Consider the following 21,365-nt stretch of genomic DNA (forward strand, 5'->3'; position numbering starts at 1 on the left):
TCATGAGCAAGCATCCCAGCCCGCGAGAGGTCTTCCTCGCCCTGGTGAACGGCGTCGCGGAGGGCCGCTGGGACGACCTCCCCGGCCTCTACGCGGAACACACCGACGTGGTCCACCCCTTCGACCCGCTGCGCGCACCCGCCCTGCGCAGCCGCGACGAGCTCCGCGAACATTTCCGCCCGGCCGGGACCGGACCCCGCGTGGAGCGCCACCCCGCCGACATCACCATCCACGAGACGACGGACCCCGAAGTGATCATCGCCGAGTTCGCCTACCAGGGCACCATCGACGGCAGACCCTTCACCCAGCCAGGCATCTTCGTGGTACGCGTCCGCGACGGCAGAATCGTCTCCTCCCGCGACTACTTCGACCACCTCACCATGGCCCGCGACCGCGGCACCCTCGCCGGCCTCCTCGCGGCGATCACCACCTGACCGGCCCACGGCCCGTCGTGCCCGGCAACGTCGCCACGCACGACGAACCCGCGACCTGAGCCGCTCAGTTGTCGGCGGTCTTGGTGAGGACCTTGAACGCGGTGTCCAGCTCGACGTCCCACTCGGTGTTGTCGGCGGCGCGGACCTCGACCTCGTACGCCACGCCCGGGTCGTCACTGGCCTCGACGTCGGTGACGGTTCCGCTGCCGACGGCGGCGACCGCGGCCTGGCCGGCCGACGTGCGGGCGGCCTCGGGGACGACGGGGTCGGGCGCGTCGTCGGCCTCGGTTTCGGCCTGCTGGCCGATCACCTTGAGGTCCTTGTCGAGCAGCACGTCGACCTCGCTGCCGTCCTGCTTGCGGATCTCCACCTCGTACGCGCTGCCCGGCTCGTCGCTCGTGTCCACGTCGTCCACGGTGCCGCCGGGGACGGCCTGCACGGCGGCGGTGCCGACCCGGTCGCGCTCGTCACCGCGTACGTCGGCGTTGGCAGCGGTGGCCCAGACCCCGCCGCCGATGGCGAGGGCGGCGACGACCGCGGTGGTCGTGACGATGATGCGCTTGCTGCGGAGCTTCGCTGTATTCATGGGGACAGCCTGCGACGAGGTGCCTGAACCTCAGCTGAACGCGCCAATCGCACGCAGAACCGAGCGCCCCCTAACTCCGACGCCGACACCGTGACGGTGCCCCCGTGCACGGCGACGACCTCCTTGACGATCGCCAGCCCGAGCCCACTGCCGCCGACGTCACGGGCCCGGGCCTCGTCGAGGCGTACGAACCTGGCGAACACCCGTTCCCGCTGGTCCACGGGAATGCCGGGCCCGTCGTCGTCGACGGTGAGCTCAACGTTGGCGCCGTCCTCGCGTACCCCTATGGCTATGGTCCGGGTTGCATGTCTTGCCGCGTTGTCCGTGAGGTTGCGGACCACCTGGGCGAGAGCCGACGCATCACCCCGGGTGCGCCCGGCGCCGATCCCGATGGTGTCAACGACAAGACCGGTCCGCGCGACCCGCTTCGCCTCGCTCAGAGCAAGATCATCCAGATCGACATCGTGGTACGCCCGCGAGGCGCCGCCGTCGTCCGCGCGGGTGAGCAGCAGCAACTGTTCGACGAGCCGTTGCAGCCGCGCCGATTCCTCGAGGACGGTGTCGGCGAGTTCGCCGTCCGGCAGCGCGCCCGGGTGCGCCCGGGCGACCTCGGCCACCTGGCGGATGCTGGCCACCGGCGACCGCAGCTCATGCGAGGCGTCAGCGACGAATTCCCGTTGCCTGTCCCGGGATTCCTGCAACCGGGTCAGCATCTGGTTCATGGTCCGCGCCAGCCGCCCGATCTCGTCACGGGCACGCGGCTCGGGCACGCGGCGGTCCAGCCTGTCGCCCGTGATCGCTTCGACCTCACGCCGGATCCGCTCGACCGGCCGCAGCGCCCGGGACACCACGACCCACGTCATGGCACCCACCAGCAGGGTCAGCAGGGGCAGGCCGATCGCAAGCGGTCCGACCAGCGCCGCCGTGGAGTCGTCGACCTCCTCCCGCGACACCGCCACCGAGACCTGGTAACCGTCGCTTTCGTCGACGACCACGACGTACGGATGATCGGAGCCCTGGAGCTCTGTTTCATCCGCGGCCTCGGTAGGCAACGGCACGGACGACCGGACAACCGTGCCGTCCGCGCCGGTCACCTGCCAGACCACATCGTCGAGATCATCGTCCGGCTCGTCCGGCTCCGGCAGCGCCCCACTCTCCGCCTGCGCGACCAGGGCCGAGGCCCGCTGCTCCGCGGTGCTCTCCAGCCCCTCGGTCAACGACGCCCGAACCATCCCGACCAGCACCAAGGCCCCGACCAGCAGCGCAACGGCCACAACCCCAACAGCCCCAGCCGTCGTACGCATCCGCACGTCAGCCACCGTCACTCCGTAACCTGTACCCGGCACCCCGCAAGGTCTCGATCGCGTCCCGCCCGATCTTGTTCCGCAGGTGCCGCACGTAGACCTCGACGATGTTCGGGTCACCCACGAAATCCACATCCCACACCGCGTCGAGGATCTGCCGCTTGGACATGACATCACCCGGATGCCGGGCGAGAAATGCGAGCAGGGAGAACTCCCGCGCGGTCAACTCGATCTCGGTCTCCCCACGCCAGACCTTCCTGGCCGCCGGATCAACCCGCAGATCACCCACCTCGAGCTGCGTGGGCCGCTCCCGCGCACCCCGCCGGCTCACGGCCCGCAACCGCGCCACGAGAACGGGGAATGAACACGGCTTCGTCAAATAGTCGTCGGCGCCCGTGTCGAGCCCTTCCACCTGATCCCATTCGCCATCCTTCGCCGTGAGCATCAGGATCGGCGTCCAGTCCTTCTCCGCCCGCAACGTCGCACAGACCTGGTAACCGTTGATCCCGGGCAACATCAGATCGAGCACGATCGCGTCGTAGTCGTTCTCCCTGGCCAGCCACAGCCCATCAACGCCGTCATGCGCCACATCAACGGCAAAGCCCTCGGCCTCGAGCCCCACCCGCAGCGACCGAGCAAGCCGTTGCTCGTCATCCACGACGAGTACGCGCATAGGTCATGCCTCCAGAGGTCGGGAAGATCCATCCTCCCCTACCGTCCCTGAATGCCAGCTGAATCCCTGTTTCGCTCACCCTTACAGATTCATGCCAGTGGTCAATGCCGCGACTCCGCGACTCCCCGGGGCAGCCTGGTGTCGTCGGGCCGCTGCCCGAGAACTTCGCTCAGGAATTGCCGGACGAACTCGGTGATGTCACTTCGACCGAAATCAAGCTCGCCATGACCGCCGGCGGTGGTCATGGCGTGTACACGGTGACCGGCCCGCAACAACGCAGCCGCCAGGTCGAGGCCCTGAGTCGGCGGGATCACCGTGTCGTCGAGGCCGTGCAGCAGCAGAACGGGTGTGCCGGTACCGATGTGGGTCGTCACCGTGCAGTCCCGCGTTGCCGTATCACCGGGCGCGGGCAGGTGGCCCAGCAACCGATCCCAGGGATTCCCTTCGGCTCGTGCTCGAGGCCAGTCCGCTGCCAGCGGGTCGACCGGGGGCTCCAGGGCCATGATCGCGTCAACGTCCCCGGGACGTTCGACCCCTCGCAGGCCGAGCTGCAACGCCAGGTGCCCGCCGGAGGAGTCCCCGGCCACGATGAACGGTGAGCCGGGGACCCGTGCCGCCCGCGCCTCGCTGCGAAGATCCTCCAGTTGTGCCGGCCAGCGCGCCTCACCGCTGAGCCGGAAACGGGCGTGGACGAGACGCACCCCGAGCCCCTCCAGCCAGGACGCATCGCTGGCCTCGCGCGAGTGCCAGCCGCCTCCGTGTATCCATAGGACCACCGCTTGATTCACCATGACCGTTGACCATAGGCCGATGCCGTGGTGCTCACCGCAGCGCACTGTTCTCGGCTACTTATCCACTGGTGTCCTGAGCCGGTAGTTCCCCGTCAGTTCGGTATGACTGACGCAAGGTGTATCGCCTATGTATCGAAAAGCGCATACGCCGCCGCAACAGGCACAGGTCTTCAGTGGAGTCATGGAGCTGAAATCGGTGCGTGGGATCAATCGGCGGCGGTTGCTCGGGTGGGGTGGGGTGGCGGCCTCCGGTGCGGTGGTGGGGCGACTTCCGTCTCTTCCGCCGGCCACGGTGCCTGGTGGAGCGTACGACCGGTATCTGGCCGGGCTTGCTGCTGAGGGCAAGTTCTCGGGGACGGTGCTGCTGTCACATCGCGGGCGGACGGTGTTGTCGCGTAGCTATGGGATGGCTGATCGGGAGAAGGGGATCCGTAATCGGGAGGGGACGGCGGTCAGCCTCAGTTCGGCGGCCAAGCCGTTCTGTGCGGTGGCCATTCTGCAGCTCGTGCAGCAGGGCAGGGTGAAGCTGACCGACACCGTGGGGACTTATCTGTCAGGGTTCACTGCGGACATTGCCGAAAAGGTGACGATCCATCACATGCTGTCCGACACGTCCGGGCTGGTTGCGCCATCGCAGGACTTGCAGCGCGTCTTCACCAGCCGGGACGAGGTGCACGAATACAACGAGCGGTGGGCGCGGCAGGCCTCGCTCGTCACGGCTCCGGGCACGGGGACAGATGGGCATTCCGGCGCCAACTTTGCCATTCCCGCGCTGATCGTGGAGGCCGTGACGGGGATGACGTACTGGGACTATGTCGAGGAGAACATCTTCCGGCGGGCGGGGATGACCGGGTCGGGGTTCTTCACCCGGCCGCAGTGGCTCAGGGACGCGCACATCGCGCATTCGTACATGCTGCAGGACGATGGCAGCTGGGTGGATGTGGTGCGGAACCTGGACAAGGGCAGCACGGACCCTTACCAGCTGGGGAAGAACCCGGCGCGGAACTTCATCGACTATGACGGCTTCGCCACCGCGCCTGATCTGGTGCGGTTTGCGAACGCGATCTATGACGGGACTGTGCTGGAGCGCCCGTACGGGGAGGTGCTCACCGCGGCCAAGATTCCTCACGGCCCGCAGCCCGGCGGCGGCTTCCAGGCATCGCCGGTGGAGACGTCGTTCGCGGCCTATCTGATGGCCGTCTCGATCGTCAACGGGCAATGGGTGTGGGGCCGCGCCGGTGTCAACCCGGGCAGCGCCGCCAGCTGGAACATCTATCCCCACACCGGCTGGGTCGGCGTCATCCTCTCCAACAACGACGGCGGCCCCCTCTTCGACATCCTCGACCAAGAACTCCAAGCCGTCACCGGCCGACGCTGACGTCCGAACACACAGCATGGGTGGCCCCGCCAATATAAGTTGGGCTTATACGGTTGCGATGTGGGAGGTACGACTACATCCTGAGGTCGAGACGTGGTTTCTCGACCTCTGCCAAACCGATCCCGTCACAGCAGATCTGGTGGAAGAAGCGATCGACGTTCTAGCCGACCACGGTCCATCCCTTGGCCGGCCGCTGGTAGACGATGGCAGGACTGGTACCGCACAGCGATTCCGCTGGCTGACACAAGGTTTGCCGAGCACCTGGCCGACTTGAAAGCAGAGGAGCAGTCATGACGGGGTCAGCGAATTGGCGTGAGGTCAAAGCCAAGGCTCGCGAGCTTGACCCCTCGCGGGATGACAGCGACCGGGTAGCACGCCGACAGCAGATGCGGACCGAGATGCTTGCCGCCGTGAGCGGCGCCCAGCTTGCGGAGATCCGCCAGCAGCTCGGCATGACCCAGACGCAGTTGGCCGAGGCTGCTGGCCTGTCTCAAGCGCGGATCAGCCAGATCGAGGGCGGCGACGCCGTGGGGCTCGACAGCTTGCGCGCCTACGTCGTCGGCCTGGGCGGCCACCTCGACATCGTCGCCCGGATCGGCAACATCCAGCTCAACGTCGCCTGACCGGCAACTCCCATCAGGGGGTGCGGCGGAGGATGTCCAGGAGGAACCAGTCGTCCTCGTGGTGGACGACGGGGGTTAGTTCGGGGCGGGCCAGAAGCTCGGCGTGGGCGTTGAAGCCGTCGTAGTTGCCGCCGTTTTCCCGGTCTCGGAAGTGGGCCAGGGCAAGGTCGCCTTCGGGTTCCAGGCGGGCGATCAGGCCGTCGATCGTTGCGGCCAGGTCGGTGGCGTTGAGGTAGTAGAGCAGGTCGCCGACCACGATCAGGTCGAAGGTTTCCGCGGGCAGGTCGGCAGGCAGAAGGGCTTCCTCTACGCGTACGCCAGGGAAGTCGGCAACCGCAGCACGCGCCTGGGTGACCGCCGCGCCGACTGCGTCGACCGCCAGGAGTGAGTCGCAGCGGGGGGCGAGCATGGCGGTGAGGATGCCGACCGCGCAGCCCGGTTCGTAGGCGTTGCGGTATCTCGCTCGGGGGAGGCTGGCCAGGGTGACCGCGTATTTTCGCTGGTCTGACCACTTGGAGGCGTTGTCCCAGGGGTCGTCCTTCGCCAGGTAGAGGTTGACGAAGTGGTCCAGGGTGAAGGATTCCGTTGGGGGCTGTGCGTCGCCCAATGCTCTAACCACGCAGATGATTGTGCAGCACGGCGAAAGGTAGGCTGTCCTAACTTTGATTATCAAGTAGGGCTGGTGGGGTGTGGCGGAGCCGGAGTCGCTGGCGGATCTGCTGGGTGGGCGGCGTGCTGCCCTGGACGCGACCGTTCCTCCTGTCGTCTTCGTGGCCGGGTGGCTGGTCGGCGGACGGTCCATCTGGATAGGGGCCGCTGCTGCGGTTATTGCCGCCGCGGTTGTCGGGGGTGTGCGGCTGAAGAATGGTGACAAGCCTCGGGCCGTACTCATCGGGTTGCTCGGGGTTTGTGTCGCCGCGATTGTCGCGTTGCGGACCGGGCGGGCCGAGGACTTCTTCCTGCTGCAGATCGTCAGTAATGCGGCGAGTGCGCTGGCGTGGGCCGTGAGCATCGTGGTGCGGTGGCCGCTGCTCGGGATTGTCGTGGGCACGGTTCTGGGGCAGAAAACGCGGTGGCGGCGGGATCCGGTGCTGCTCCGGGCGTACATGAAAGCTAGTTGGGTCTGGGTTCTGCAGTATGTGGTGCGGTTGGCGGTTTTCGTTCCGCTGTGGGCGACGCATCAGGTGGTGGCGCTCGGGATCGCGCGTGGGGTGCTGACCTGGCCTTTGGTCGCTGCTTGCCTGGCAGTGAGCTGGTGGGTGATCCGGCGGGATCTGCCCGAGGGGCATCCGGGGTTACGCCATCCTGAGTCAGCCCCGCCGGTGGACCGAGCCGGCGCCGACCAGGTCTGATTCGGGCTCGTCGGGGGTGTCGAAACCGGTGCGGTCCATCGTGCCCCACACCGCTTTACGGCCGTGCCAGGCGCCGAATGCGCCCTTGACCTGCCACACCGCGAGGATCTGGCGATAGCCGAAATTCTCCAGAATGGCCGCCGTCATACCGCGGGCCAGGTCACCCCAGCGCGGATAGCGATGGAATGACACCTCTTCGATGAACAGAGCGGCAAGACTTACCAGCAATCCATAACCGTACGCGACCAGCACGAACCGCCACGCGAACTCGAGATTGACAGCGTCGACCCAGAGCCCGAGTGGGAGCAGCACGAGCGCGGAGAGCTCGACGAACGGCGCGAGCAGCTCGAAGACCACGTAGTACGGCAGCGCGACCAGGCCGATCCGTCCGTAGCGCGGGTTGAGGATCATGCGGCGGTGCTTGCTGAGGATCTCCGCGATGCCCCGGTGCCAGCGGCGGCGCTGGCGGCCCAGGACGGCGAGGCTGGACGGGGCTTCGCTCCAGCTGACCGGTTCGGCGACGAAGATGACGCGGTAGTCCTCCTTCGTCTCGCGCAGGTGGTGGTGCAGCCGGACGACGAGCTCGGCGTCCTCGCCGATCGTGTCCTCGTCCATGCCACCGACGCGGACCACGAGGTCGCGGCGGAAGACGCCGAACGCGCCGGAGATCACGACGAGGCCGCCGAGGCGGGACCAGCCGGTGCGGCCCATCAGGAACGCGCGCAGGTATTCGACGACCTGGATGCGGACGAGCCACTGCTTGGGCATGCGTACGTCGACCACGCGGCCGCCGATGACCTTGCAGCCGTTCGCGATGCGGACCACGCCGCCGCACGCCGCGACGCGCAGCGGGTCGTCGCCGAACGGTTTCGCCACCGACAGCAGGGCGTCCGGGTCGAGGACGGAGTCCGCGTCGACCATGCAGATCAGCGGGTGCCGGGCCAGGTTGATGCCGACGTTGAGCGCGTCGGCCTTACCGCCGTTGGTCTTACGGACGACGGTCAGGGTCTCCGGGTTGGCGCGGGCCACGTGCACCGACAGAACTTCCGAGGTGTACGCGACATCGGCCGGAACGACGCGGGGCACCTCGACGAGGTCGAAGCGGGCGCGCAGCTGCTCGAACGTGTCGTCGGAGGAGCCGTCGTCGACGACCACGATCTCGTAGCGGGGGTAGCGCAGCGCGGTCATCGCCTGGACGGCGGCGACGATGCCCGGGCCTTCGTTGTACGCGGGGACGATCACCGAGACCGGCAGCGTGAGCGGGCTGCGGAACATGTCGTCCGCGCCGGCGAACGGGATGCGCCGCAGGTGCCGGTAGAACTCCAGCCCCGCCAGCACGATCAGCACGAGGTAGCTGCTGTTGAGCGCCACGAAGTACGCGAAGATCGACACGTCGGTCCAGCGCAGGGCGTCGCGGATGAACTCCTCGATCACGCCGGTACCCCTTGTTCTCCGCCCGTCATGCCGGGACCGCCGTTTTCTCCTCGCGCATGACCTGGGCGAGGGCCAGGGCCTCGAGGGCGTGGCCGTTGCTGCCCCGGCCCGTCAGCGCGGCGAGGCCCGCGGGACCGATCCGGCGCAGCGCGTGCGCGGCCTCGTGCGCCACGTGGAACGCCCCGTCGTCGAGCAGCTTCTCCAGCACCGGGACCGCGCTCGGGGCGCCGATGTCGCCGAGCGCCTTGGCCGAGGCGGCGCGCAACGCGGCCGGGCGGGAGCTGTGCAGCGCCAGGGACAGCGGGTCGATCGCGGAGCGCGTCCCGAGCTTGCCGAGCGCGTTGGCGGCGGCCACCCGTACGTCGAGATGTGCGTCCTCTTTCAGGATGCGGGCGATGCGGGTGACCGAGGCGGTGGCACCGAGCAGGCCGAGTGCGTCGAGGCAGACCGCGCGTACCCGTGCCTGGGGGTGGTCCAGGGCCGCGGACAGCGTCACCTCGGCCTCCGCGCCCAGCTGGACCAGGGTGTGGCTGGCGAGCAGGGACGGGATCGGGTCGGAGCGGTCCAGGCTGGCGATGATGCGCCAGGCCGCGGCCGGGTCACCGATACGACCGAGGGCTCGTACGGCGACCACGCGCACCTCCGCGTGCCGGTCCGTGAGCAGCCGGCACAGCTCGGGGACGGCCTGGCGCAGCTCGAGGTCGCCGAGCACCTGGGCGGCCCGGGCACGTTTCACGCGGCTGTGGGAGCGGAGCTGCCCGAGCGCCGTCCGCGCCGTCCCCCGCCGCAGGAACACCGAGACCAGCCCCATGTGGGCCTCCCCGCGCAGCTTGCCGAGCAGCGCCAGCGCGTGCGGTTCGGCGGCGCGCCACGCGTCCTCGGGGATGGCGACCAGGTCGTGGCTGCCCTCCTCGCCGTTGTCGGCCACGAACGCGAGCAGGGACCGGCGTGGTCCGGCGGCGAGGCGCGCCTGTTTGCGGTGCTTGAAACGCCGGTAGAGGCGCACGACCACGATGCCGGCGGCGGTCAGCACGACAACGGCGGTCAGCACCTCGATCGCGAGGGTGAACAACTCCAGCATCAGTGGTGGACCCTGGCCAGCGCTGCCTCGACCCGGAGCAGGAGCTCGCGGGGGCTGAACGGTTTGATGACGTAGTCGGTGGCGCCGGCGGCGTACCCCTGCTCGAGGTCCTGCTGCCGGGACCGGGCGGTGAGCATGATGATCGGCACTTCGGCCGTCACGACGCCCGCCCGCAGCTCGCGGCAGACCTCGATGCCCGACATCCGCGGCATCCGCACGTCCAGCAGCACCAGGTCCGGCGGGTGCGCACGAGCCTCACGCAGCGCGGAGACCCCGTCCGCCACCGCGATCACGTCCATCCCGCCCTGACCCAGCTTGTACGACACTAGATGCCGGATGTCGGGGTCGTCCTCGACGAGCAGGATGGTGCTCATCGTCGTCCCCCCGGTTGCCGATCCGGTCCCCTACCGTGTCCAACGTATCCGTTTTGCTAGGTTTACGGCGGCCTTTCCGGCCCGCTCGGTAGCAATGCCGCAACCCTCGTTCCAGCCGCTCAATCGGGTCACGGATCCGTCGAAAGAGCCTGCGTGAACATCACCAGGTGGTTCGGTGCCCCCGGCCGGCGAGGCGTAGCCCTCGCGGCTGCCGTGCTCGCGACCGGTCTCGGCACCGGCGCAGCCGCAGCGACCGGCCTCACCGCGGCCGCGAACGACGCGACCTCCGCACAACTCGCCCTCCGCACGGCGGGCGTGCGCGGAGCCCTGGACAGCACCTTCCAGCGGTACGCGGACACGATGCACGACCTCGTCGCCACCTCTTCCATCCCCGGCGCCGACCTCGCGTCGACGGTGTCCCGCATCGCCGCCGACCGGCTCCCCGCCGCGCACCAGGTCACGGTCGTGTCCCCCGCCATGGCCGTACTCGCCGAGCACACGCTCGACGGCAGCACCCCGCCGCGCAACGCCACGCTCACGCCCACGCCGTTCCTGCAGCACGGGCTCACGCTCGCGCGCTCGACCGGACGGCTCGTCGCCAGCCCCGCGCACGTGCTCCCCGCCGACCTGGACCTGCCACCGGCGCACCGCCAGCCCGGCTTCGAACTGATCGCCCCCATCCACGACTCCGAGTTCCGCGGCTGGGTCGTCGTCGGCGTCCGCGCCTCCGACCTGCTGCGCGACTCGCTGCGTGCGGCCGGAGTGACCGGTGTGGCCACCGTGCTCACCGAGACCTCCCCCGACGGCGTCACCCACGAGGTCGCCACCTGGTCCGCTTCCGGGTCTGCTGCCGGGAGCGCTTCGAGCACCGTTGACGTCGCTCTCGCCGGGCACGTCTGGCAGGTCGTGGTCCGGCCGACCACCCCGCTGATCAGTACGGGTCAGGAGCTCGCCGGCCCGTTGACGATGCTCGGCGCGGTGATCGCGTCGCTGCTGCTGTCCGGCACGGTTCTCGCCGTGATCGGGGACCGGCAGCGGCTCGTGGCTTCCAGCCGTACCGACATCGACCGGGCCCGGACCGCCGAACTCGCCGCAGCCGGCCACGCCGCCGAGGTGACCGCCACGCTGCGCGAACGCGAAGCGGAGCTGACCGGCTTCGCGGCCGCCGCGGGCGAGAACCTGCACGCGCCCCTGCACACCATCGCCGGCTTCACCGACCTCCTCCTCGAAGAGACCGCACCCCAGCTCGACGAGGCCTCCCGCGGCTTCCTCGACCGCATCGGCCGCAGCACCCGCCGCATGCTCACCCTCGTCGACGAACTCCTCGCCTACTCCGCCGCGGGCGACGCCGCCCTCAAACTCGAACCGGTCGACACCACCGGCCTCACCCTCGGCGTCGTCGCCGGCCGCCTCGACACCGTCGACGGCGAGCGCCCCAGCATCGACGTCAGCGACCTCCCCCCGGTCATGGCCGACGCCGAACTCCTCGGCGAGGTCCTCGGCCACCTCGTCGACAACGCCACCCGCTTCGTCCGCCACGGCACCGCCGCCCGCATCACCGTCAGCGCCCGCGAACACTCCCCCGGCTGGTGGCGCATCGAGGTCGCCGACCGCGGCATCGGCCTCCCCGAGGACCAGCGAACCCGCATCTTCCAGCCCTTCCACCGCGCCCCGGCCGCCGAAGGCTTCCCGGGCACCGGCCTCGGCCTCGCCATCTGCCGCCGCATCATCGACCTCCACGGCGGCGACCTCGGCGTCGACCCCAACCCCGGCGGCGGCAGCATCTTCTGGTTCACCGTCGCCGCCACGGGCATCGCCCTCAAACCCGGCCCCGAACTCCTGGCCGCCGGCGCCGTCTAGGAATACAGGTCACGCCATCGGGATCTCCACACTCTCGGTGGTCTTCTGGACCTCCGCGTCGATGGTGGTCCGGGTCCGCGCGGTCTCGTGCTCCTTCTTCAGGATCACTGCCGGTGCGGCGGACCCGGGCCGCAGGCCTTCCATCGCATGCTCGCGGATCGGTTCCGCGTCAGCAGCGTTGATCAGGTTGTTGTCGAGCAGCTTCTGCAGGAGCTGCTGGGCGCGCTCGTACTCCTCCTTGCGCCCTGCCTGCAGCATCTTGACCACGGTCTGGACGTCCTCCGGGTGCTCGGACAGGTGCAAGACCAGGACGTCGTGACCACCGCTCTGCAGGGCATTGCGATAGAAGTCGACCCGCTGCCGCCGCAACGCAAGGTCGTGGTCGGCCGTGACCGCCGCCAGCTTGCGGTCCTGTTGCGAGCGCAGGTCCTCAATGTGCGCGGCGTGCGCGACCTGGGCCTGTTCCAGTTCTCCACTGAGCTCCGCCAACTCGGCCGCGTACTTCTGGCGCGCCGTCTCCAGGGCGTGCTCGTCCTCGGCGAGCGCCTTCGCCCGTTTCGACTCCAGCCGGGTCACCAGATGATTGACGGCGGCTTCGTCCGGCCGCACGTTGACCGACACCAGGCCCAGCCTGATCCCATAGTCCGTGTCGCCCAGCTTGTGCTCCAGGAAGACCGACATCTCCTCCTCCGCCAGCCCGCTGTCCTCGATGCCGTATCGCCGGCTGATCGCCCGCAGCTGCTGGTCGAGAAAGCCCCAGATCATCGGCCGCACGTCCGTCATCCTCCGCAACGCAACGGTTACCGGGTCCTGCACGTGCCAGGTGAGGCTGACCCAGGCCTGGAAGCGGAACGCCTCCTCGCGGGCCGGCAGGGCCAGACTCAGGGAGGTCCAGTGGTGGGCGGTGTCGACCTCGTAGCGCCAATGCGTCCGGCGCAGCAGCTCCCGGAGCCTGGGCGGCCGGGCGAGAGGCATCGGCTCACGAAAGCCGGGATCGGGTGCGGCCAGGTACACGACACTGGTATGGCCCGAGGGGCGGTCGACCTGCGGAGCCAACGACAGCACGGGCACCGTGGCTTCCTGGACGATCGGGTTGAGGATTTCGTTCTGTTTCATCGCGCCACCTCCGTAGCGTTAAGAACATCCGACAGGCTGCGGAGAACGGCGAGATCGGGCTCGTCACTGCTCCACTGCCGGGCCCAGTAGCGCAGCGTCCGCCGCTCGCGTTCGGTCTCCGGCAATGCGCGGACGAGCCGGAACAGCAGTTCTTCGCCGTCGCTGGTCCCGGCATTTCTGGCGAGCTGCAACAAGGCGTCTATCGCCAGCTGGGCGGTCTGGTTGTGGTTGAACGAGGTGCGCCAGAGAGACGCGACCCGCTCCAGGTTCTTCGGGTCGGTGGCGATGGCGCGCAGTACCGGTGCAAGGCGGCTGTCGTCGTGATAGCCCCCGACCGGTGGCCGCCCAATGATGCCTAGCGTGGCGGCCATCGCGACGTTGGACGGACCGACCTCCTTGACGTCCGCCCATGAGGTCATCCGCTCGAGCACGCGTGCGCTCTGAGCGGATCCGCCGTCGCCGAAGAGGTCGCCGACCGCCCGCATGATCGCGTTCCAGAGCCGATACTGATAGCGCCCCGGTGTCCAATCGAGCAGCCGGCGGGTGATGACCTCGAGCGCACGATCGCAATGGGTCGCGCCGACCGAACCTCCCAGCGCAACGGCGGCGGTCATCCTGAAACGGGGATCCGCGGACGCCTCGGGTCCCGCCCATTTCTCCAGCAGTTCCCAGACGATGCTCGTGAGCTCGGGGTGGAGGGCAGGTGCCCGCAGGGCAATACCCGCGGCACGGCGGCTGCGGTGATCATCGCTGGCCGCCCACCCGTGGAGGATCCGGCTCCGGATGAAGTCGAAGTCGTACTCGGCGAGCACTCCGACTGCGATGGCGGCGCGATCCCGGACATAGGGATCGGACTTTCCCACCAACTCGGTGAGCCAGCCGAGATAGATCTCCTGGAGATAGGGGAAGTCGAACCAGAGCACCTTCAACATCTCGCGGGGAAAGCCCTGACGGTTCGACGCCACGGCGTAAATCGGCACCTCCCCGTACTCGGTGGCCAACCGGCTCGGTGACCTGGTCGCGTCCACCGCGGCGAGCATCGGCCGGGCCGGGCGGTCCAACGTTCTGATGCATGACTGGCCCTTGGGATCCTCGGCCTGTTGGATGAGCTCGTCCAACCGGCGCGCCCCGGCGACCACGGTGGGGAACGAGAGCCCGTCCAGCGCGGCCAGCGCCAGGGCGAACGCGCGATCTTCCCGATGCGGCAGTTTCGCGAACCAGTCGGCGGCACCCTGCGCCTCCTGCAACGCCGCCGTCACCGAGCTACGGCCGAGAAGCACGTTCTTGAGCGCGGTGCCCAGACCTGCGGCCTGCCCTGCACCCGCAAGGCTCGTCACTGCCTCGACGACCTCCGGCAGGCCCAGCAGTTCGGCGACGGCCACGCTGGACGCTTCGATCTCGGGCCGTAGATACAGCCCGAGCACCTCGGAAAGGTCCGCGGGACTGTCCAGCGAATGCCGGTGACGATTGAGCTCGAGTGGCCAACGGGCCCCCTCCGGCAAGATCACGACCATGTGGGCACGGCGTTCGCGCAACGCTTCGATCAGTCGCTCGGCCTCGGCTGCCTCGACCGCCCCGGCGGCGAGTTCGGCGAGATCCGTCCAGAGGTAACCGGTGTCGTCGGCCAGTTCATCGACGTCGAGATCGGCCAGGCCGCCGCCCGTCAGATGGTTGACCTGTCCGTCGCAGAGCGCATCCAGCACGTGCGTGGCGATGTGCTGGCGGCCCGAGCCGGGACGGCCGCAGACGACGACCAGATTCGCATCGAGCAGCCGGTCACGCAGGTCCGGGTAGTCACCGGGACAAACGAAGTACCTGCGTACCCGGGCCAGCGTCTCGGCGGAGATGCCGCTGCTCCGGTAGGGAGCCGCCGGCCGGACCGAACCGTGGAAGTTGATCTGCTGATTGGTCTGCAGGCCGAAGATGGCGGAGGCGGCATCGAGCGCCCGCGACTCGGCGGCGAACTCCGCCGCGTTGGTCAGCGCGTCCTCAGCGATGGCGTTTGCCGCGTGCGGCTCCTTCTCCGCTGTCTCGCGCTGCTCCGCGGCGGGCCGGTCCTCACCCTGCCCGGCTTTGTCCTTCGACGCTGGTTCCGCCTGGGGCTTGGCGTCCGGGTCATCAGTGGACATCAGTGATCACCACGGGCGTGGGGCCGCCCGCCGATGTTGATGGTTCCGCTGTTCGTACCGCCGACGACGCCGACATCACCTTTGATCTTGTTCATCTGCCGGTTGTCCACCCTCATGACCGGGACCGCAGTCGAATCCACCGGCCTGACCGCCGGCTCGCGGCGGGGGCTGCCTGGCTGTTCCGAAGCCCCGGTCACGGTGACCCACGTCCGCAACGGGCCTCGCTTCGTTCCCAGGCGGCGCATCCGGAAAGCGCCGGGATCCGGCGATGGATAGCCCCGTACGACACCGTGGTAAAGCTCGTCCGGCACCACAACCGCCATCCGCCCGCCCCGCGCGTCTCGCAGAGCACTGCGCAACTCCTCCGAGTCGACCATCGCGAACGCCAGGTCAAGAGCGGCGCCGCTGGATCCGTGATCGTCTCGTACGGCCTCCCCGTGATGAACGACCATCCGCAGCCGCAGCGCCGGAGCACCGACTCTGCGGGCCCGCAGAGCCTCGTCGATCGTCGCCAGGAACGGGTCGAGAAGCTGACGCTTCGAGACGGTCGCGTCGAACAGAAGGAAAATCCCGTCTCCCCGGTCCTCGACCGTCACCGACTCCGCCGCAACGGCGCTGAGGTCCAGGGCGGTCGTCACTATCTCGTAGAGGTCGTTCCGTACTGCGGTCTTCTCCGGGCCGGAGAGGCTGCCGGAGGCTTCGATGTCCAACACGACGATGGAAAAATGCTGTGCTACGCCCATTTCTGCTCCCCCTGGATCTGACACCCCGATGTGTCTATCCCGCCCGGGTTGCAGCGTCTGTGGATTAATACGGGTTCAGAGCGCCGATCTGAGCTTTGCCGGATCCAGCACGATGATTTTCTGCCGCGCGGTGCGGACCAGACCCTGGTCCCGCAGTTCACGAAACGCCTTGGCAGCCGCGTCGAGGGACGCGCCAGTCGCCCCCGCGATCTCCGCCTGCGTGAGCTTCAACCCGATCTCGACCTCGCGCTCCCCCGCCCGGATTCCGTGCGTGCGAGCAAGCTCGGCGAGCAGAAAGGCGACCCGGTCGATCACCTCGAAACCGGTGAACTCGATCCGCCGCCGGTCGGACTCCCGCAACCGTTCGGCGATCGCCTCAAGGACCGCGAACAGCGCACCGGGATCCTCCCGGAGCCGCTGGCGGAAGGTGGAGGCCGGCACCACCCGTACAGTCACGACGCTCAATGCCCGCACGGTCGCGGATCGGGGCTTTCCGTAGAGGGCTCCCAGCTCGCCGACGATCTCCCCGGCCCCGCGAAGGGCGAGTAAGGCCTCGCGACCTCTGGACGTGGACACCGTGATCTTCACGACGCCTTGGAGAATGATGGCGATGTGATCCGACTCGTCACCTTCGAAGAACAACGGCTCACGCGCCGGGAAATGAACGACCCTGCCCCCCGGAAGCAGGTCGGACATCTTCGCACGTAGGTCAGCGGGGAATAGCGACTCAGTAAGGCCAATCATTGATGTCCTTGGGTCTACTGCGGCTCGCAGACCTCATCCAAACACATAAAGCACTCAGACGGCTACCCTAGGTAGTTCCCTACCGTGCTACACGGGCGACCTCAGGGGGTGACCACGGTTTCCTGATGGTCCACCCGGGGATCTAGCTGTTAGGCGGTCCCACATCGAGGGGTCCATTCAGGTCGATGGCCGACAGGTGGCCGAAGGGTCGAAGGGTCTCGGCGATACAGCCGACGTTGCCGGAGGTCCCCGCAGTGGACAGGCAAGCCCGCTCCGCCCAGGCGCCCATCCCGGGTCACGTCTCCACCTGAATCAAGGAACGGGCCGAACGCCTCAGCCCCCGGCGGCCAGCCGGCTGCGCATGTCCGGATGCGGGTCAATGACGGACGGGCGACGCTCGCGGACCTCGTCGCGCATCTTACGAAGGCGGTCACCGGCCAGGTAGTGACGGCCGCGCGTCTCGCCCTGGGGATACAGCAGGCCCAGATCGGTCAGCCGACCGAGGTCGCGGGTGGCGGTGCGGGTCTCGACCTCGGCCATCTTCATGTAGCCGGACCGGCGGATGCGGTAACCGAGGACTGCCTCGTACAGAATCCCGGTCACCCGCTCTGGAAGGTGGTGTTCACCGACGACATTGTCGAGCTCGATCCAGACCTCGGAGGCTTCGGTGACCCGCTGAGCGACGGTCTGGGCCTGCATGTGGTGCGCCCGGAGATTGAAACTCGCCCACAGTGCAGCATCGGCGCGAGGCCGCCACGAACCCTGACCGGTCAGGGCGAGCACCTGGTAGTAATCGTCCGTGTTGTGCCCGAGCCACTCCTCGATGCTCGAGAACGCCGGCTCGACAATGGTCTGTCTGGAGAGGGTCAGCGTCTGCAGCGCCCGGGCCATCCGGCCGTTCCCGTCGCGGAAAGGATGGATCATGACGAGGTTGAGGTGGGCCATCGCCGCGCGGACGAGCGGATCGACATCCAGGTCGGCCTGCAGGCTCCCCGCCAGTTCCTCCATGAGCCCAGGAACCTGCCGCGCGTCGGGTCCCTCGTAGACAACAACCTCCCGTTTGTCGTCATGTACATAGATCGGCCCGCTCCGGTACTGGCCCGGACTCTTGCGGAGCTCGTGCGCGAGCATCATGTAATGCATGCCGCACATCGCGGTGGTGTCGATCCTGGAGTGCGGGTTGCCGGCCATCTGCAGGACGTAACCGAGCGCGTGCCGGTATCCGCGGATCTCTGCCCAGGTCCGCCCGTCGGCGCTCAGCGGCTCTTCATCGTCGAGGGCCGCAGCGGCGTCATCTTCGTCGACGACGTAGCCCTCAATGCTGTTGGACCCACGAATAGCCCGGGCGAGCATCGTGCGACGCAGTCCGCCCTGCCACCGCCGCGGCGCGCGCAGCACGCTGGCCAACTGCTGCCGCATGCCGTGAATCTCCGCGAGGACGTTCTGATCCTCATCGGCCAGAGGCGGATTACCGTAGATCACGGTGACTCGTTGTCTCTAACATAACGCCATCCTATTGATTTTGGCGCAAGGTAAGAGACATCGCGCCACTCTCGTTCAGCTTCGGAGGCGTCATGTTATCAACGTAGGTACATAGCAACCAAATGATTTCCCGCCGCCTGCCCGGGGCGGCTCCGGGCAGGCGGCGAGGGGTCAGCCGGCTACGGCCAGGTATACCAATGCGCCCAGGACGCCGAGGAAGACGACGATCAGGCCGATTACGGCCAGGGTCGACGGTCCTCCGCTTTCTTCCGGCTCGGGTTGCTGCCGGCCTCGGATCCCGCTCTTGTCCACGAAGACCCTCCAGGTCGAAGCAGGCGACGGAATGTCACCGGCTTCGCGGAAGATAGCCATCCGGGCGGGGGTGTGACGAGGGGTCGTTCCGCAGGGCGAAACGCGGCGGGATCTCAGGCCGGGCGCTGGCGTCCCAGGACCTGGCGGATGAGCTGGCCGGTCTGGTCGAGGCGCGAGCGGGGGTAACGCAGTGCGGCGCCGAGGACGGCGACGGTGCCGACGACGCGGCCGGATTCGTGGACGGGGACTGCGACGCCTGCCATGCCGGCGAGGAATTCGCCGGACTGGATGGCGTACCCGCGGGCTCTGCTGGCTTCGACGTCGGTGGTGAGCTGGCCGGGGTTGACGATCGTGCGGGCTGTGCGGGCGGTGAGGCGGAGCTGGGGGACGATGGCCGCGACGCCTTCCGGGGGCAGGCCGGAGAGGACGGCCTTGGCCATGCAGCCGCTGGTGATCATCATGCGGTGGCCGAGCGGGGAGGTGGCCGCGGCCGGGTGCTTGGACTGGCGTTTGCCGACGATGAGCAGGGAGAGCGACGACCAGTCGGCCTCCGCGACGAGGACCGTCTCGCCGGTCATCCGGGAGAGCTCGTCGGCGACGGCGCGGGTGCGCAGGCCTATCGACGAGGTTTCGGCGACCTGGCTGCCGAGCTCCAGCAGGCGGGCGCCGAGCAGGTAGGAGCCGTCCGGGTCCTGGCGCAGGAAGCCGCGGTCGATGAGGGTCACGGCGAGGCGGCGGGTGCTGGGGCGGGGCAGGCCGACGGCGTCCGCGAGCTCCGAGAGCTGCATGCGCGGGTGGGCAGCGCTGAACGCGCCCAGGATGTCCAGGGCGCGGGCGACCGAGCGGACCTCGGGCCGCCGTTCCTCCGGTGCGGTCATCCAGCACACCTCCGGCCTCACTGCTCAATTGCCGAGAAGATACCTCGCTGCCTTAGTACGTCCGCGGGCCGACATAAGCTCAACCGCATGGTGGCGCAGGCGAGCAGGCTCAAGAACGTCCGGTACGACATCCGCGGCCCCGTGCTGCGCCGGGCCCAGGAGCTGGAGGCGGCCGGGCATCGCATCCTCAAGCTCAACCTGGGCAATCCCGCGCCGTGGGGGCTGAACACCCCGGAGCCGATCGTCGCGGACATGGTGCAGCACCTGGGTGACGCCGAGGGTTACAGCGACGCCCGCGGCATCTATTCCGCCCGGGTCGCCGTCGCGCAGTATTACCAGACGCTCGGCGTGAAGAACGTCCAGCCCGATGACGTGTTCCTCGGCAACGGCGTCAGCGAGCTGATCGTCATGTCGCTGCAGGCCCTGCTGAACACCGGCGACGAGGTGCTGGTGCCGAGCCCGGACTACCCGCTGTGGACCGGCGCGGTGACGTTGTGCGGCGGGCGGCCGGTGCACTACCGCTGCGACGAGTCACTGGGCTGGGAGCCCGACCTGGAGCATCTCGCGGCGCAGATCACGCCGAACACCCGCGCCATGGTGATCATCAACCCGAACAACCCGACCGGCGCGGTCTACTCCCGGGAGATCCTGCTGGGGATGCTCGACATCGCCCGCCGGCACGATCTGCTGGTCCTCGCGGACGAGATCTACGACAAGATCCTCTACGACGACGCGAAGCACGAGTGCGCCGCCGCGCTCGCCCCGGATCTGCTGGTCATCACGATGAGCGGGCTGTCGAAGGCGTACCGGGCGGCGGGGTTCCGGTCGGGCTGGATGGCGATCAGCGGCCCCACGGGCACGGCCACCGAATACCTCGAGGGCGTGCAACTGCTCGCGAACATGCGGCTCTGCCCGAACGTGCCGGCGCAGCACGCGGTGCAGACCGCGCTGGGCGGGTTCCAGAGCATCAACACGCTGATCCGGCCGGGCGGACGGCTCTACGAGCAGCGCAATCACGCGTACAACAAGATCAATGCCATTCCCGGGGTTGATGCCGTGCAGCCGCGTGGCGCGCTGTATCTCTTCGCGCGGCTGGACCCCGAGGTGCACAAGATCCGGGACGACCAGAAGCTGATCATCGATCTGCTGGAGCAGGAGCTGATGCTGCTTTCCCACGGCACCGGCTTCAACCTGCCGACCCCCGACCACATCCGCCTGGTCTTCCTCGCCCCGGTCGACGTCCTCGACGACGCCACCGACCGCCTGCACCGCTTCCTCGAGACCTACCGTCAGTAGACCTCTTTGCCCAGCTTGTCGAGCTTGTGGGTCTGCCAGTAGACGTCCCACTTGTCGCCGACCTTTTTCGGGACCTTGCCCGCGGGATAGCGCACGTATCCCGCGGGCGGGTCCTGACCGTCCGGGACGCAGGTGCTGCCGGTGGCGCTGTCCGCGAGTTTGACCGGGTAGTTGCCGCCACCGCAGATCGCGTCCGCGGTGCAGCCCCCGGTCAGCACCGCTGCTGCCAGACCGGCGACGACAAGAGCGGGCAACCTAGCCAAGGTCTTTGTGGAACACGAGGAACGAGCACTCGGTGGCGAGCAGCGGCGCGAGGTGCGGGAACATCTCGTCGATCGAGCCGGTGCTGACCTGCCGGTAGCCGATGCGGGTGTACCAGGCGCGGAGGAATTCCTTCACCGGGTGCTCCCAGTCACGCGGCACGAGCAGCTCGCACTGCATCGTCGGGAACCCCTGGGCCCGCGCCCAGTCCTCGGCGAACTGCACCAGCTGCCGTCCGATGCCACTGCCCTGCTCCGACGGCTCCGCGGCCAGCATGCCGAACTCGCCGAGACCCGGCTCGAGCCGCACGATGCGAACCTGGCCCACGACGCGGCCCGCTCGGCGGGCGACGGCGATCTCCCCGGCGTCGACCAGCCCGCGCATCTCGGCGGCCGTGGTGCGCTCGGCGCCGTCGCGCCAAAGGCCCTTCTCACCATCGGCGTAAACCGTGTTGACGAGCGCGGTCAGCGCCTCGACGTCGTCGGGTGCAGCCGGCGTTATCTCGATGTCCACA

The 21,365-nt window shown here is 68.5% G+C and carries 23 protein-coding genes; 6 read left to right on the top strand and 17 right to left on the bottom strand.

All coding sequences use genetic code 11. The features are described 5' to 3' along the window. Positions 1–2 precede the first annotated feature (2 nt). On the top strand, positions 3–434 hold the full coding sequence (locus tag Aco04nite_RS31955; protein ID WP_213000954.1) for a nuclear transport factor 2 family protein: 432 nt from the start codon (positions 3–5) through the stop codon (positions 432–434). A 64-nt stretch (positions 435–498) separates the two neighbouring features. Here the strand turns inward: Aco04nite_RS31955 and Aco04nite_RS31960 are convergent, their stop codons facing one another. From Aco04nite_RS31960 to Aco04nite_RS31975, 4 genes are all read right to left on the bottom strand, one after another. Then, positions 499–1,020: a PepSY domain-containing protein gene (locus tag Aco04nite_RS31960; protein WP_213000955.1), complete on the bottom strand. Its 522-nt coding sequence runs from the start codon at positions 1,018–1,020 to the stop codon at positions 499–501. Next, a complete protein-coding gene (locus Aco04nite_RS31965; protein WP_213000956.1) occupies positions 1,017–2,339 on the bottom strand; it encodes a sensor histidine kinase in 1,323 nt (440 codons plus the stop codon). The genes Aco04nite_RS31960 and Aco04nite_RS31965 overlap by 4 nt, the downstream gene beginning before the upstream one ends. After that, positions 2,332–2,997: a response regulator transcription factor gene (locus Aco04nite_RS31970; RefSeq protein WP_213000957.1), complete on the bottom strand. Its 666-nt coding sequence runs from the start codon at positions 2,995–2,997 to the stop codon at positions 2,332–2,334. The genes Aco04nite_RS31965 and Aco04nite_RS31970 overlap by 8 nt, the downstream gene beginning before the upstream one ends. A gap of 101 nt (positions 2,998–3,098) precedes the next feature. Continuing rightward, the gene (locus Aco04nite_RS31975) at positions 3,099–3,788 is read right to left on the bottom strand and encodes an alpha/beta hydrolase (RefSeq protein ID WP_213000958.1); all 690 of its coding nucleotides are present in this window, start codon (positions 3,786–3,788) and stop codon (positions 3,099–3,101) included. A 127-nt stretch (positions 3,789–3,915) separates the two neighbouring features. On the opposite strand from Aco04nite_RS31975, the gene Aco04nite_RS31980 reads away from it, so the two are divergent. Then, positions 3,916–5,166 carry a serine hydrolase domain-containing protein gene (locus Aco04nite_RS31980; RefSeq protein WP_244876438.1) on the top strand — a complete coding sequence of 417 codons (1,251 nt, stop codon included), beginning with the start codon at positions 3,916–3,918 and terminating at the stop codon, positions 5,164–5,166. Positions 5,167–5,456: 290 nt separating this feature from the next. Further along, positions 5,457–5,789 (top strand): helix-turn-helix domain-containing protein, encoded by a 333-nt coding sequence (locus tag Aco04nite_RS31985; RefSeq protein ID WP_213000959.1) that lies wholly within the window; start codon positions 5,457–5,459, stop codon positions 5,787–5,789. Positions 5,790–5,802: 13 nt separating this feature from the next. On the opposite strand, the gene Aco04nite_RS31990 is transcribed toward Aco04nite_RS31985, so the two are convergent. Further along, on the bottom strand, positions 5,803–6,408 hold the full coding sequence (locus Aco04nite_RS31990) for an SAM-dependent methyltransferase (protein ID WP_213000960.1): 606 nt from the start codon (positions 6,406–6,408) through the stop codon (positions 5,803–5,805). 70 nt (positions 6,409–6,478) lie between these two features. Between Aco04nite_RS31990 and Aco04nite_RS31995 the strand changes: the two genes are divergently transcribed. After that, positions 6,479–7,141, top strand: a complete 663-nt coding sequence (locus tag Aco04nite_RS31995; RefSeq protein ID WP_213000961.1) for a DUF3159 domain-containing protein — start codon at positions 6,479–6,481, stop codon at positions 7,139–7,141. Here Aco04nite_RS31995 and Aco04nite_RS32000 read toward each other — a convergent pair. Genes Aco04nite_RS32000 through Aco04nite_RS32010 form a run of 3 tightly spaced genes read right to left on the bottom strand, consistent with a single transcriptional unit; the run spans position 7,100 to position 10,030 of the window. Next, a complete protein-coding gene (locus Aco04nite_RS32000) occupies positions 7,100–8,575 on the bottom strand; it encodes a glycosyltransferase family 2 protein (RefSeq protein WP_244876439.1) in 1,476 nt (491 codons plus the stop codon). The two genes, Aco04nite_RS31995 and Aco04nite_RS32000, sit on opposite strands and share 42 nt — an antisense overlap. 25 nt (positions 8,576–8,600) lie before the next feature. Further along, on the bottom strand, positions 8,601–9,656 hold the full coding sequence (locus Aco04nite_RS32005) for a HEAT repeat domain-containing protein (protein ID WP_213000962.1): 1,056 nt from the start codon (positions 9,654–9,656) through the stop codon (positions 8,601–8,603). Further along, positions 9,656–10,030 carry a response regulator transcription factor gene (locus Aco04nite_RS32010; RefSeq protein WP_213000963.1) on the bottom strand — a complete coding sequence of 125 codons (375 nt, stop codon included), beginning with the start codon at positions 10,028–10,030 and terminating at the stop codon, positions 9,656–9,658. The genes Aco04nite_RS32005 and Aco04nite_RS32010 overlap by 1 nt, the downstream gene beginning before the upstream one ends. A gap of 153 nt (positions 10,031–10,183) precedes the next feature. On the opposite strand from Aco04nite_RS32010, the gene Aco04nite_RS32015 reads away from it, so the two are divergent. Next, positions 10,184–11,890 (top strand): ATP-binding protein, encoded by a 1,707-nt coding sequence (locus Aco04nite_RS32015; RefSeq protein WP_213000964.1) that lies wholly within the window; start codon positions 10,184–10,186, stop codon positions 11,888–11,890. A gap of 9 nt (positions 11,891–11,899) precedes the next feature. Here the strand turns inward: Aco04nite_RS32015 and Aco04nite_RS32020 are convergent, their stop codons facing one another. The 7 genes from Aco04nite_RS32020 to Aco04nite_RS32050 form a co-directional block, all read right to left on the bottom strand. Beyond that, on the bottom strand, positions 11,900–13,006 hold the full coding sequence (locus Aco04nite_RS32020) for a hypothetical protein (protein WP_213000965.1): 1,107 nt from the start codon (positions 13,004–13,006) through the stop codon (positions 11,900–11,902). Beyond that, positions 13,003–15,135, bottom strand: a complete 2,133-nt coding sequence (locus Aco04nite_RS32025; RefSeq protein WP_213000966.1) for a hypothetical protein — start codon at positions 15,133–15,135, stop codon at positions 13,003–13,005. The genes Aco04nite_RS32020 and Aco04nite_RS32025 overlap by 4 nt, the downstream gene beginning before the upstream one ends. Continuing rightward, a complete protein-coding gene (locus Aco04nite_RS32030; RefSeq protein WP_213000967.1) occupies positions 15,135–15,878 on the bottom strand; it encodes a hypothetical protein in 744 nt (247 codons plus the stop codon). The genes Aco04nite_RS32025 and Aco04nite_RS32030 overlap by 1 nt, the downstream gene beginning before the upstream one ends. A gap of 75 nt (positions 15,879–15,953) precedes the next feature. After that, positions 15,954–16,574, bottom strand: coding sequence for a Crp/Fnr family transcriptional regulator (locus tag Aco04nite_RS32035; RefSeq protein WP_213000968.1), 621 nt, complete (start codon positions 16,572–16,574; stop codon positions 15,954–15,956). 381 nt (positions 16,575–16,955) lie between these two features. Beyond that, positions 16,956–18,020: a Fic family protein gene (locus tag Aco04nite_RS32040; protein WP_244876446.1), complete on the bottom strand. Its 1,065-nt coding sequence runs from the start codon at positions 18,018–18,020 to the stop codon at positions 16,956–16,958. A 255-nt stretch (positions 18,021–18,275) separates the two neighbouring features. Continuing rightward, positions 18,276–18,476, bottom strand: coding sequence for a hypothetical protein (locus Aco04nite_RS32045; RefSeq protein WP_203834370.1), 201 nt, complete (start codon positions 18,474–18,476; stop codon positions 18,276–18,278). A 53-nt stretch (positions 18,477–18,529) separates the two neighbouring features. Then, positions 18,530–19,294 carry an IclR family transcriptional regulator gene (locus Aco04nite_RS32050; RefSeq protein WP_213000969.1) on the bottom strand — a complete coding sequence of 255 codons (765 nt, stop codon included), beginning with the start codon at positions 19,292–19,294 and terminating at the stop codon, positions 18,530–18,532. 87 nt (positions 19,295–19,381) lie between these two features. Between Aco04nite_RS32050 and Aco04nite_RS32055 the strand changes: the two genes are divergently transcribed. Beyond that, a complete protein-coding gene (locus tag Aco04nite_RS32055; RefSeq protein ID WP_213000970.1) occupies positions 19,382–20,590 on the top strand; it encodes a pyridoxal phosphate-dependent aminotransferase in 1,209 nt (402 codons plus the stop codon). On the opposite strand, the gene Aco04nite_RS32060 is transcribed toward Aco04nite_RS32055, so the two are convergent. Together Aco04nite_RS32060 and Aco04nite_RS32065 are read right to left on the bottom strand one after the other, a co-directional pair. Beyond that, complete coding sequence (locus tag Aco04nite_RS32060; protein WP_244876440.1) at positions 20,584–20,844, bottom strand: SCO0607 family lipoprotein; 261 nt, start codon at positions 20,842–20,844, stop codon at positions 20,584–20,586. The genes Aco04nite_RS32055 and Aco04nite_RS32060 overlap by 7 nt on opposite strands. 1 nt (position 20,845) lies before the next feature. Continuing rightward, positions 20,846–21,364 (bottom strand): GNAT family N-acetyltransferase, encoded by a 519-nt coding sequence (locus tag Aco04nite_RS32065; protein WP_244876441.1) that lies wholly within the window; start codon positions 21,362–21,364, stop codon positions 20,846–20,848. Between the last annotated feature and the right edge of the window lies 1 nt (position 21,365).

This window comes from Winogradskya consettensis (assembly GCF_018332715.1).
GTDB lineage: Bacteria > Actinomycetota > Actinomycetes > Mycobacteriales > Micromonosporaceae > Actinoplanes > Actinoplanes consettensis.

Bases quoted from the DNA above. Each gene is read 5' to 3' on its own strand.
- Aco04nite_RS31955 (WP_213000954.1), top strand. From the start codon at position 3: ATGAGCAAGCATCCCAGCCCGCGAGAGGTCTTCCTCGCCCTGGTGAAC.
- Aco04nite_RS31960 (WP_213000955.1), bottom strand. From the start codon at position 1,020: ATGAATACAGCGAAGCTCCGCAGCAAGCGCATCATCGTCACGACCACC.
- Aco04nite_RS31970 (WP_213000957.1), bottom strand. From the start codon at position 2,997: ATGCGCGTACTCGTCGTGGATGACGAGCAACGGCTTGCTCGGTCGCTG.
- Aco04nite_RS31975 (WP_213000958.1), bottom strand. From the start codon at position 3,788: ATGGTGAATCAAGCGGTGGTCCTATGGATACACGGAGGCGGCTGGCAC.
- Aco04nite_RS31980 (WP_244876438.1), top strand. From the start codon at position 3,916: ATGTATCGAAAAGCGCATACGCCGCCGCAACAGGCACAGGTCTTCAGT.
- Aco04nite_RS31985 (WP_213000959.1), top strand. From the start codon at position 5,457: ATGACGGGGTCAGCGAATTGGCGTGAGGTCAAAGCCAAGGCTCGCGAG.
- Aco04nite_RS32005 (WP_213000962.1), bottom strand. From the start codon at position 9,656: ATGCTGGAGTTGTTCACCCTCGCGATCGAGGTGCTGACCGCCGTTGTC.
- Aco04nite_RS32010 (WP_213000963.1), bottom strand. From the start codon at position 10,030: ATGAGCACCATCCTGCTCGTCGAGGACGACCCCGACATCCGGCATCTA.
- Aco04nite_RS32020 (WP_213000965.1), bottom strand. From the start codon at position 13,006: ATGAAACAGAACGAAATCCTCAACCCGATCGTCCAGGAAGCCACGGTG.
- Aco04nite_RS32025 (WP_213000966.1), bottom strand. From the start codon at position 15,135: ATGTCCACTGATGACCCGGACGCCAAGCCCCAGGCGGAACCAGCGTCG.
- Aco04nite_RS32030 (WP_213000967.1), bottom strand. From the start codon at position 15,878: ATGGGCGTAGCACAGCATTTTTCCATCGTCGTGTTGGACATCGAAGCC.
- Aco04nite_RS32035 (WP_213000968.1), bottom strand. From the start codon at position 16,574: ATGTCCGACCTGCTTCCGGGGGGCAGGGTCGTTCATTTCCCGGCGCGT.
- Aco04nite_RS32045 (WP_203834370.1), bottom strand. From the start codon at position 18,476: ATGGCTATCTTCCGCGAAGCCGGTGACATTCCGTCGCCTGCTTCGACC.
- Aco04nite_RS32050 (WP_213000969.1), bottom strand. From the start codon at position 19,294: ATGACCGCACCGGAGGAACGGCGGCCCGAGGTCCGCTCGGTCGCCCGC.
- Aco04nite_RS32055 (WP_213000970.1), top strand. From the start codon at position 19,382: ATGGTGGCGCAGGCGAGCAGGCTCAAGAACGTCCGGTACGACATCCGC.